Here is an 11,212-nt window from a genome sequence, read left to right as displayed (position 1 = left end):
GATTACAAAAATGGAGGTTTAATTTATTAAGAAGCAGAGATTGCTCTGATACCTGCTCTGTAAAGTGTTGATATATGGGCTAACCAAAAGGTTAGATGAAAAACATTTTTTATATTAATCTGTGATTTATTTTAAAAAATGATTATTTCTATCTGATTTTGTAATTTACATTAAATATCCTGGAAATAATTAAAAATGAAAATCCGGATTTAATTATCCTGTCTTAAAAAAGTACTTAAATCCATGAAATAATCCGGATAATATCAATAAGCAAAGAAGTTTCACAAATAATATCTGAATAACTAATTGTAGATATCTGGTTTAATTTCTTTTCAAAAAGACCGGGGATTGGTTTGAAACCGGTCTTTTTGTTAATGAATGGTGATCATGCAAGCTCAGATTTTGTTAGGATTAGAGGATATTTATGGTTTTCATAAAAAAATATGAATGATGTCATATCTTTTTAATTTCTCACACTTGTGCAGCTGTCTACATTGTAAGTGAAGATCTTTCCGTCTCCGTTTTTGCCTGTATGGGCTTTATTTTTTATGATTGATATAATGGCTTCAACATCCTTGTCCTCGACAACCATTTCGATTTTCACTTTAGGGATGAGATCTACAATTATTTCTTTTCCTCTGAACTGGAGTGCAATTCCCTTCTGGGCTCCCCGTCCCCTTACTTCAGTTACAGTCATCGCGTGATGTCCGCCTTCGATAAGTGCGTCAGAAACACGTTCGAGTTTTTCCGGCCGTATGATTGCTTCGATTTTCTTCATTTAATAACCTCATGTATGGATTGATTCCCCATGTTGTGAGATATCAAGACCCACATATTCTTCATCCTCATCTACACGCAGACCTATTGTCTTGTCTACTACTAATGCAAGTATGTATGTTACAATGAATGCGTATGCCATTGCTGCAAATGCATCTATTGTCTGAATGATGAACTGATTTACGTTTCCGTAAATTAACCCGTCTACACCTCCGATTGCTGCAATACAGAATATTCCTGTTGCAATGGCTCCCCAGAATCCTCCGACTCCATGGATGGCCCATGCGTCAAGTGATTCATCAAGGCCTTTTCTGACACGGAACAGGAGTGCTCCGTAACAGATTAATCCGGCAATAATTCCTATGAATATGGCTGAGATTGAATCAACAAATCCACAGGCGGGGGTGATTGCAACAAGGCCTGCAATTGCACCTGAGATCATCCCAAGCGAACTTGGTTTTCCATAAATCCATGATGCTCCCATCCATGCAAGTGCACCTGCCGATGCTGCGACGATTGTTACAACAAAAGCATTTGCTGCAATTCCGTCTGCTGCAAGCTCACTTCCTGCGTTGAATCCAAACCATCCAAACCACAGCAGTGCACCACCCAGCAGAGTTAAAGGAATGTTGGAAGGTTCCATTGAATCCTGTCCGAATCCAAGACGTTTCCCTATAACAAGTGCTGCAGCAAGTGCTCCGAATCCGGAACTTATGTGAACCACTGTTCCTCCTGCAAAGTCAAGAGCTCCTAGTTGTGAAGCCCATCCTCCGCCCCATGCCCAGTGTGCAAGCGGATCGTAAACAAGTGTTGTCCAGAGCAATCCGAATAATATGAATGCACTTAGTTTTACACGTTCTGCAAATCCTGATGTCAATATTGCAAGCGTAAGTCCTGCAAAGACCATCTGGAAGACCATGAACAGGATGTCCGGTATCCCGTCTCCGTCAAGTCCAACTCCCGAAAGGCCGACATAATCCAGCCCTCCTATGAATCCGCCTATATCGGTTCCAAATGCAAGCGAGTATCCAAATAATACCCATTGTATACAGACTATGGCAAATGCGATGAATGCTATTGCAATCATTGAGATGATGCTCTTTTTTCGAACCATTCCTCCGTAGAACAGCCCGACAGCAGGTGTCATCAGCATTACCATTGCTGTACAGATGATGATAAATGCGGTATCTCCACTGTTAATCATAGCTTATCCAACTCCACTCCTGTAATCACTTTAAAAATATTAAAGTTGATCATCGAAGTGATAGAAGGAAGTTATCTTCCACCGTATTTAAAAGTATCTAATAAAAAAATTTTAAAAATTAATATTTTGTAATTTGTTGGTTTATTTCCCACGGGTGAACCGCAGTTTCGTAGGATTCCCATTCTATCCTTTAAATATTGTCCAATCCTTTAGTAACATGTTTTCCCTGGGTTTTGCATAACAGCGGACCCTCTAAAAGTACTTGTTGGCGCTGTACAGGTCTCCTGGGAGGGTGTCTTTGCCTGCTGATTTTCTCCGGGTGTCATCTCAAAAATATTCAGATCACAGCCTGTCGGAGTTCAATTATTTTTTCGTACTCCTTTCCATTCCTGCTGCAATGATAGCAGCAAATGTCAGATAAGGATCGCATGTTGGATCCGGCTCAGTTATACTCTTGTACTGTTTCCTCCTGGTGACAAAACTCTGATAAGTGCTGTATCTGAAAGCTGTAGTTTTTCATCAGGGCTATAAAATGAATATTTACCGTCTTTAAAAAGTGAACAGTTGACATGCATGCCGTTTTCCACATATGCCGTAAATCGGTTTTCCCATGAATGTCGCATGAAGATTGTTTATATGTGCAATTGTTTTGGTTGCAAATTTGAATGTAACCACATTGTCGGCAGTACGCAATGCATCACCATATTTGAAATCAATTTCATGCTGGCTTTCTGCGACTTCGTGGTGAGGGTTTCAATGCCAACAAATTTTGGTCAGGGCAAGGATAATGTCGCGTCTAACATCTTCCGCATGTTCTGTTGGTGCGGGATCAAAGTATCCGCCGTGATCCTTTAAATTCAATACCTGGCTCGTCATTAATTATTTTAAACAGGAAAAATTCAGGTTCCTATCCTGTATTAAATGTGAAACAATTCTTTGCCGCATCTTCAGGTGATTTTTTTAGAATATATTAATGGATCGCCTTTAAAAGAACTTCCGTCAGGCATGCAGACATCTCAGATGAATCTTGCGGCGGTGGCATCTTTTGATGCGTTATTGTATGACTGTATATGTTGCGGGATCCGGCTTTAGGACCATTTCTGATTCCTCAATTCTCGCAAATCTTTTATTGAGTATCAGTCAAATGAAATAATGTTTTTTAATGCTTTTTCTGCCTGTTTTACTGGTATTGTAACATTTTTTGGCTGCCCCTGTATGTCTGAAAACTAAAGGCGGACAAATTTAACTCCGTCATTTTCTATTTCTTTTAAAATTGGCGAAATGTCATTTTTAGTCATTAACTATGAATTTTATTTTTTGCATTTTAATTATCGGGACTGCGGGATCTTTGGTGGAAAAGATTTTCTACATAGTACTATATATGATAACTATATAGATAATTAATAACGTACAAAGGGAATTACAAATAATTTTTATTTTCGTAATATCAAGGTTTGTGTTAATAATGTGTGGAATTATTAGTGTAATCGATCGCTCCCGAAATAAGATGAACGGTGAGTCGATTAAAAATGCGCTTTCTTTAATGGATGAAAGAGGCAGTGGTGAGGGTGCAGGATATGCTGTATATGGCGTATATCCCGAATATGCAGATTATTATGCACTCCATATTTTCTATGATGATCTGGCTGAACCAAAAGCCGCAGTAGAGGATCTGTTGGAAAAATGGGGCAAAGTGGAATATGATGAAGAAATCCCGACATATGACCAGGAGAGGCTTAAAAAGGACCACACTCCATGGAGATATTTCTTCAAACCGGATGGTTCGTTTTTTTCAGGTTCTACTGAAGAAGATTCGATAATTCACATTGTTAATAAGATCAATACTGAAATAGACGGTGCTTTGGTTTTCTCCTCCGGAAAGAACATTGGCATATTCAAAGCATCCGGATGGCCTGAAGATGTCGCTAACTTTTACAGAATTGAAGATTATGAGGGTTATATCTGGCTCGCACATAACAGGTATCCTACCAATACCTCCGGATGGTGGGGCGGTGCACATCCGTTTAACCTTCTGGACTGGAGTGTAATTCACAACGGGGAGATAACCTCCTATGGAACAAACCGGCGTTATATTGAGAGTTTTGATTATAAATGCACAATGGAAACCGATACTGAGGTTGTTGCATATCTCGCGGACCTCCTTGGAAGGAAACACGGACTTCCCGAAGATCTTACTGTAAAGGCACTTGCACCTCCTTTCTGGGATGAGATTGACAAGATGTCTGATGATAAGAAAGAATTGTACACTGCACTCAGGATGGCTTATGGTCCTGCCCTGATGAATGGTCCGTTTGCAATTGTTATTGCAAATGCTGAAGGAATAATTGGTTTTACAGACAGAATCAAGTTAAGACCGCTGGTTGCAGCAGAAGCCGGTGATCGTCTTTACATCTCGAGTGAAGAGGCTGCAATCAGAAGGATGGAAAATAATCTTGACCGTGTTTGGATGCCTTCTGCAGGGGAACCTGTTATCGGGAGGTTCAATAAATGACAATCGGAAGCACACCTGTAAAATACAGGATAAAAATTGATCAGGATCTTTGCATGCTCTGTGAAAGATGTATTGAAAATTGTTCTTATGGAGTTTTCAGACGTGAAGGGCAGAAGATAGTTCCTGATTTTCGTAAGTGCACAGCATGCCACAGATGTATTGCAATGTGTCCCCGTGATGCCATAACCCTGGAAGAAAAACCCAATGATTACAGATCTCATCCTTTATGGACAAGAGAGGCAAGGGAAGCAATATACAACCAGGCAAATTCCGGAAGAATTATTCTTTCCGGAATGGGCAATGCAAAGGATTACCCTGTAATCTTTGACAGACTTGTTCTTGATGCATGTCAGGTTACTAATCCAAGCATTGATCCTTTAAGGGAACCGATGGAACTCAGGACGTACATTGGCAAAAAGCCCCGTAAAATTGAAATTAACACTGTGAAAGAAGGGGACTATGAATTAAAAACAAAGATTGCACCAAATCTGAAGCTTGAAACCCCTGTAATGATTGGTCACATGAGTTATGGTGCAATTTCCCTGAATGCACAGCTTGCTATGGCTAAAGCGGTTAATAAGGTTGGAACTTTCATGGGTACGGGAGAAGGAGGTCTTCACAAGGATCTCTATCCATACCAGAATAATATGATAGTTCAAATTGCATCCGGTCGTTTTGGAGTTGACATCAACTATCTCGAACGCGGGGCTGCAATAGAAATAAAGATTGGACAGGGCGCAAAACCCGGAATTGGTGGACACCTGCCGGGTGAAAAGGTTGCCGAGGATGTTTCAAAGACAAGGATGATACCGCTTCATAGTGATGCTATCAGTCCTGCACCTCATCATGATATATACAGTATTGAGGATCTTGCCCAGCTTGTCAGGAGTTTAAAGGAAGCAACAGAGTGGAAAAAACCGGTCTTTGTAAAGATTGCGGCTGTTCATAATGTTGCGGCTATTGCGGCAGGAATTGCAAAGTCTTCTGCTGATGCTGTTGTTATTGACGGCTTTAGGGGTGGAACAGGAGCCGCACCCCGTGTTTTCCGTGATCATGTGGGTATTCCTGTTGAAGCAGCTATTGCAGCAGTTGATGATAAGCTTCGTGAGCAGGGTATTCGTAATGAGGTCTCGATTATTGCAAGCGGCGGCCTGAGAGATAGTGCTGATGTAACAAAGGCGATTGCCCTTGGTGCGGATGCAGTCTACATAGGTACTGCAGCACTTATTGCAATGGGCTGCAGGGTTTGTGGTTCATGTTACCGTGGTCTTTGTCCGTGGGGAATTGCAACCCAGCGTCCTGAACTTGTCAGCCGGATTAATACAGATGAGGCTGCACAAAATGTTGAAAATCTGATAAACGGCTGGACTCTTGAACTTGCCGAACTTATGGGAGCTGCCGGAATCAATTCAATTGAGAGTCTTCGCGGGAATCGTGACAGGCTCCGTGGATACCTTCTCGATGAGGGGATAATGGAAGTACTCGATGTAAAAATGATAGGGGCCTGATACACAATGCCTGATACAATTACAATTGATGCCAAAGATATGCATTACACACCTCTAAACAAAAAAATACGTGAGGCTGTGAATGATGGTGCAAAGGAAATAATTATTGAAAATGTTCTCGGCCAGAGATTTATCGGTAATGGCCTTCGCGGCGATGATGTCGAGATAAAAGTTAAAGGTGTCCCCGGAGGGGATATTGCAATGTTCATGAGCGGTCCTCATGTTACAGTTTACGGTAACTGTGATCATGCGCCCGGGAATACCATGGATGCAGGTGTTTTGGTAATTCATGGAAGTTCCGGCGATGCCACTGCTCACAGCATGAGGGGCGGAGAGGTTTATGTCCGTGACGATATAGGATACCGCGGTGGTATTCACATGAAAGCTTACCACGAAAAAAGGCCAGTTCTGGTTGTCGGAGGTCAGGCAAAAGCATTTCTTGGTGAATATATGGCCGGTGGTATTTTGATAGTGCTGGGTATGAATCAGGATTTTGCTGTTAACGAAAGAGGAATTGGAAGCGGAATTCATGGTGGAATGATCTTTGTCAGGGGGGATGTGGATGAAAATTTGTTGGGCATTGGTGCGAAGAAGGAGCAGGCAGATATGGATGATTTAAAAACAATCAGAATTTATATCGAAAAATTTGCTGATTACTTTGGTTTTGATTCTGATGAAATTCTAAAATCAGGATTTACAAAGATTGTTCCTGCAAGTGCAAGGCCTTTTGCAAACAAATACTGCTGGGAGTGATTTTGGATTATGTCAGGAATTAATTTTGAGAAATTAAAAAAAGAGGTCTGGGACAGGGATAATTGTTCAGGATGTGGTGCATGTGTTGCAGTCTGTCCTGCAGATGCAATAGTATTTTTGGACAATGATAAGTCACATCCTGTAAATACCGGGTATTGTAAGGATTTGAATGATAATGTGCCCTGTGGTGCATGTTATTCAGTTTGTCCGAGAACTGATTCTGCCAATATTAAAGGAAGTATGATGGGTGATTTCCTTGAAATAAAAGCTGCAAAATCCGCATATGAAGTATCAGGTAAACAAAGCGGAGGAGCGGTTACTGCCATTTTGTCTAATGCACTTGATAAAGGATTTATTGATGCTGTTGTAACTGTTTCCGAGGACAAGTGGAATCATAAACCAAAATCAGTTGTAATAACATCAAAAGAGGCTATGATTTATAGTGCGGGAAGCCGCTACAACTGGTGGATACCTACTCTTTTTGCATTAAAGGAAGCTGTTTTCAAGAAAAAATATGCAAATATAGCTGTTATCGGAACTCCCTGTGCAGTTTCTGCTTTGAGGCTTATGAAAGAGAGCGACAATGATCTCTTAAAGCCCTTTGGAAAATCAATCAGGCTTATATTTGGTCTATTCTGTACAGAGACTTTTGATTATGAAAGTCTTGTTGAAGGAAAACTCAAAAATGAGTTTGGAATAGAGGCCTGGGAGATTGAAAGACTGGATGTTAAAGGCAGGCTTGAGGTAACTTTAACTGACGGAACAAAGAATGATATTTCCCTTAAAGATCTTGAAGGCTGCATAAGAAAGGGCTGTCTGTCGTGCACAGATTTAACGGCGGTTGATTCTGATATCTCAGCTGGTGCAATCGGAAGTCCTGAAGGATATACAACCATTGTTGTCAGGACTGAGGAAGGGAAGGGATTTTTGACAAGTGCTGTTAATTCCGGAAATCTTGTTTTAAGTGACGATGTCGATTTAGGTCCTATTGAAAGACTTGCTGAAAAAAAGGCAAAAAGGGGATAAAAAGTAAACTAAAAGTTTTCAATAATTACCCTTTTTTCGAATAAAAATAACAAAACCTGTCAAACCGATTATACTGATTGCAGGTATTATCATTGATGGGAATTCAGGTACCGGAACCTGGCCCGGGATTTCTGTATTACCGTTACACTGGCCACGGGATGCCCAGTAAAATATTCTTTCAATTATTATGTCAGAATCATCGTTACAGACAGTTCCTCTCCCGGTCCAGAGGCTGTTTTCCAGAACAATTCTTCCCTCCCCATAGCATGCTGTTGCAACTGACAGAATTTCTTCAGAAACATGTTTAGCAATGATATTGTATTGCGTACTGAGTGATGACAGTGGCACTCTGTCATATACATCCGGCATATCATCTGAATTAAGGCCTGATGAGATATAGTGTGTCGGGCTGACAATTATTTTTCCGCATTGAGTCGGAAAATATGTGTCAGAAATTGTGTATTCATATGGTACAAAATCGGGTGTGTAAGGAGTATTGCGAGAGTTATATTGCCCAACAACAAGTCCGCCGCCGTTGTTTACATATGATTTCAAATGCGATGATATTTCTTCAAGCGATCTTCTTACAACTCCCCAGTTTGATGCGATATATATTACGTCGTAATTTTCCAGATCATTAAGAGTAAGGCTCTTAATTTTTGGTGGCTGAACTATGTATGTTACATCGGCTCCCAAACCTGTAATTCTCTGGGATTCATACATTGCATAAGGGTTTGTCCCCAGTACAAGTACATTCAGTCCGCTTAGAAGTCCTGAACTCATCATTTGCGGAGAATCCGGTGCAATGGAATAATGCATTGACGAACGTGCATATACAGAATTCCCTGTAAGTGCTCCGGAACATTTATCAAAACCTGCTCCTGATGCATTTGGCACAATAAGCATCAATATAATTGCGACAAGTAAAATTGTTTTAATTTGTTTCATAATTTTAATCCCCCCGGATGAGAATTTTCAAAAGTCAGGAATTGTCTCTTAGTGAAAATCTCAACCTCCCGGCATTATATCCCTTGGAATGCTTAAATGATATGTTGGGCATATGTGTCTGGCAGAGAAAAAATATGGTGGAATGGTTATTTCTCTAATAATACTGATGTTTGAAACTGATATGGGATGTTTTGGTATTCAAAACATGTAAAACAGGATTTTTTTAAAAATATGAAATCAAAATTGAATTTGAAAATAAAAGATTTTATTTAAAATAATAAATATTATGTTTTATTGAGACCTTTAATTAGAGTTCGAGAACTGATTTAATTCCATCAAGTCCTGAATATGCTGTTGAATCCAGTGTAATTGGTGTAATTGAAATATTCCCTTTTGAGATCGCATGAACATCAGTTCCTTTTGGTGCGTCTTCCAATAATGGTCCGTTAATCCAGAAATAAGGTCTACCACGTGGATCAAGACGTTTTTCAACACCTGTTTCAAAGAGTTTTTCTGCGAGATTGGTTATCTCGTATTTTCCTGTGTATCTTTTTGGGAAATTAACATTGACAACATCTGTTTTTTCCGGGAAACCGTTAAGCAGAAGTTTTTTGCAGATATCTGCCGTTGCTATTTTTGCATCCCCGAAATCAAGTTTTGAATATCCGGGATCATCAAATTTTTCTCCCTGATCTTCGACCTGAAGTGAAAGTGCTACTGAAGGTATCCCGTGATTTGCCGCTTCAAGTGCTGCACCAATAGTGCCTGAGGTCATAATTGATTCAAAAGAGAGGTTCTCTCCGATATTAATTCCTGAAACCACAAGATCCGGTTTGAGTTTAAGGGCATAAAGGCCGATAATGACAGAATCCGTCGGTTTGCCGCCTACTGAATAGGCTTCTGTGTCATTTATATAAACTTTTCCTGCTCTTATTGGTTCAAAAATTGAAATAGAGCGGCCGACAGCACTCTGCTGAGTTGAAGGTGCAACTACTGTCACATCTGCAAAAGTGCTGAGGGCATCGTAAGCTGCCCATATCCCTTCTGATGTTACACCATCATCATTTGTGAGAAGAATTTTTGGTTTCATTTTTACACCGTTTTATTTAAAATTTATTCCGATAAGTATTCTGAATAATTTTATCTCTGATTCCTTAATAATTAAGGGTGCACAAAATAAAATCAGGCAACTATAATAACATTTGCTTATAAACAAAAACAACAGAACGGTGTAGCATCAATGCGTTATAGAAAATTCTTTCATTCGATATTAATAGCAATACTGCTGATTTTTTTGTTTTTTGCTTCAAATGTTTCGGCTTCTGTTATATATTTTGCACAGGAAAATCCTGTTTCTTCCGAAGAAGGATTAATTCTGGAAAATTTTATGGTAACAGGAGAGGGAACCGAAATTTATGAAGATGATCCGCTTACTGCAACTTACATGCTTGGATATGACTCAGAATCAGAATATTCTTTAATTATTGATCAGCCTGGTGGTTTGTATTTTGATCTAATAGACCCTGAAGGAAACAAAGTGAAATCCACAGCTCATTATGTTGGAAGTACAATTAATCCCGGTGATTATATCGGAGTCACCGAGACTCTGTCTTTTGACAAACCGGGTGTATGGAAGATTATCCCTTCATATACTGTTGTAAACAAACACAAAATTTCAAAATTTAAAAATCCTGATGTATGGGAGGCAGCAGAAATAAATGTATTAAGCAGTGCACCACCCAGACCTGATCTTTTGGTTGATGACCTGAAAATCTATTATGATGGTGATATGGGCACTATTGAAAAGATTTCCTATACTATAAAAAATAACGGGGATGTCGATTCAGGAGTCGTCATATCTTCCATATCAGTAGATGACGTTGTAATTGTCAATAACAGCAAATCCGGATTTTTGCCCGCTAAAGAAAGTCTTACAATATTTGAACCTTTGAATGTTCCTTATTCCGGTGAAAATTCATTAATAGAGGTTTTTGTTGATTCAAAAAATATGATTGATGAATTTGATGAAAAAAACAATTTTTACAATAGATCTTTTGAAAATCCGGCGTTGAAGGAAATAATTCAAAGCACCCCTGTGCCTGAAATGACGGTCTCTCTAAATAATATTGAATATGAAGAGAGGGCATCTCCTGATATTCTGGTATCTGACCAATCCGGTAAAAGCCCTGTTAATTTTTCTGATGTAGGGATTATCTGCGCGGTAATGGGTTTATTGTCGGTTATTCTTACAGTTGTGAGTTTTGCTTTTGGATATTATTATGGCCTTAACAAAAACCGTGAGCGTGAAGTTCGGTGGATGAGATCAAAGATAGAATCCCTTAGATCCAAAAAAGATGTTGATGTTTGTGATTCTTCTGTGGAAAATGATGATAATATCGCGGAAAACATGGAAAAAAAGCTTGAAAAGGCAATTGAAGATACAAAGAAAATGTAGATGCGATCAAAATATTTTATCACTCATTT

10 protein-coding genes and 1 pseudogene are annotated in these 11,212 nt (G+C 39.5%); 5 read left to right on the top strand and 6 right to left on the bottom strand.

The annotated features are described in order from the left end of the window. Window positions 1-463: 463 nt before the first annotated feature. The 4 genes and pseudogenes from F1737_RS05685 to F1737_RS05670 form a co-directional block, all read right to left on the bottom strand. On the bottom strand, window positions 464-778 hold the full coding sequence (locus F1737_RS05685; RefSeq protein WP_317137809.1) for a P-II family nitrogen regulator: 315 nt from the start codon (window positions 776-778) through the stop codon (window positions 464-466). Between the two features lie 9 nt (window positions 779-787). Continuing rightward, window positions 788-1,981, bottom strand: a complete 1,194-nt coding sequence (locus F1737_RS05680) for an ammonium transporter (protein ID WP_317137808.1) — start codon at window positions 1,979-1,981, stop codon at window positions 788-790. 446 nt (window positions 1,982-2,427) lie between these two features. Further along, window positions 2,428-2,604, bottom strand: coding sequence for a hypothetical protein (locus F1737_RS05675; RefSeq protein ID WP_317137807.1), 177 nt, complete (start codon window positions 2,602-2,604; stop codon window positions 2,428-2,430). 22 nt (window positions 2,605-2,626) lie between these two features. Then, window positions 2,627-2,674 (bottom strand): annotated as a pseudogene (locus F1737_RS05670) (hypothetical protein); the annotation flags it as partial. A gap of 772 nt (window positions 2,675-3,446) precedes the next feature. Between F1737_RS05670 and F1737_RS05665 the strand changes: the two are divergent. From F1737_RS05665 to F1737_RS05650, 4 genes are read left to right on the top strand one after another with little or no spacing between them, the layout of a single operon-like run. Further along, the gene (locus F1737_RS05665; protein WP_317137806.1) at window positions 3,447-4,493 is read left to right on the top strand and encodes a class II glutamine amidotransferase; all 1,047 of its coding nucleotides are present in this window, start codon (window positions 3,447-3,449) and stop codon (window positions 4,491-4,493) included. After that, window positions 4,490-6,001 carry a glutamate synthase-related protein gene (locus F1737_RS05660; protein WP_317137805.1) on the top strand — a complete coding sequence of 504 codons (1,512 nt, stop codon included), beginning with the start codon at window positions 4,490-4,492 and terminating at the stop codon, window positions 5,999-6,001. Before F1737_RS05665 ends, F1737_RS05660 begins: the two co-directional genes overlap by 4 nt. 6 nt (window positions 6,002-6,007) lie before the next feature. Further along, a complete protein-coding gene (locus F1737_RS05655) occupies window positions 6,008-6,754 on the top strand; it encodes a GltB/FmdC/FwdC-like GXGXG domain-containing protein (RefSeq protein WP_317137804.1) in 747 nt (248 codons plus the stop codon). A 9-nt stretch (window positions 6,755-6,763) separates the two neighbouring features. After that, on the top strand, window positions 6,764-7,780 hold the full coding sequence (locus tag F1737_RS05650) for a Coenzyme F420 hydrogenase/dehydrogenase, beta subunit C-terminal domain (RefSeq protein ID WP_317137803.1): 1,017 nt from the start codon (window positions 6,764-6,766) through the stop codon (window positions 7,778-7,780). Window positions 7,781-7,798: 18 nt separating this feature from the next. On the opposite strand, the gene F1737_RS05645 is transcribed toward F1737_RS05650, so the two are convergent. Both F1737_RS05645 and surE read right to left on the bottom strand, forming a co-directional pair. Continuing rightward, a complete protein-coding gene (locus F1737_RS05645) occupies window positions 7,799-8,728 on the bottom strand; it encodes a PEF-CTERM sorting domain-containing protein (protein WP_317137802.1) in 930 nt (309 codons plus the stop codon). A 307-nt stretch (window positions 8,729-9,035) separates the two neighbouring features. Further along, window positions 9,036-9,818: a 5'/3'-nucleotidase SurE gene (surE, locus tag F1737_RS05640; protein WP_317137801.1), complete on the bottom strand. Its 783-nt coding sequence runs from the start codon at window positions 9,816-9,818 to the stop codon at window positions 9,036-9,038. Between the two features lie 150 nt (window positions 9,819-9,968). Between surE and F1737_RS05635 the strand changes: the two genes are divergently transcribed. Beyond that, the gene (locus F1737_RS05635) at window positions 9,969-11,183 is read left to right on the top strand and encodes a CARDB domain-containing protein (protein WP_317137800.1); all 1,215 of its coding nucleotides are present in this window, start codon (window positions 9,969-9,971) and stop codon (window positions 11,181-11,183) included. The last annotated feature ends 29 nt before the right edge of the window (window positions 11,184-11,212 follow it).

The sequence above is a fragment of the Methanoplanus sp. FWC-SCC4 genome (assembly GCF_032878975.1).
Lineage (GTDB): Archaea > Halobacteriota > Methanomicrobia > Methanomicrobiales > Methanomicrobiaceae > Methanochimaera > Methanochimaera problematica.
Note: the sequence above shows the minus strand (reverse complement) of the source record. Positions and strands in the feature narration are given on the sequence as shown.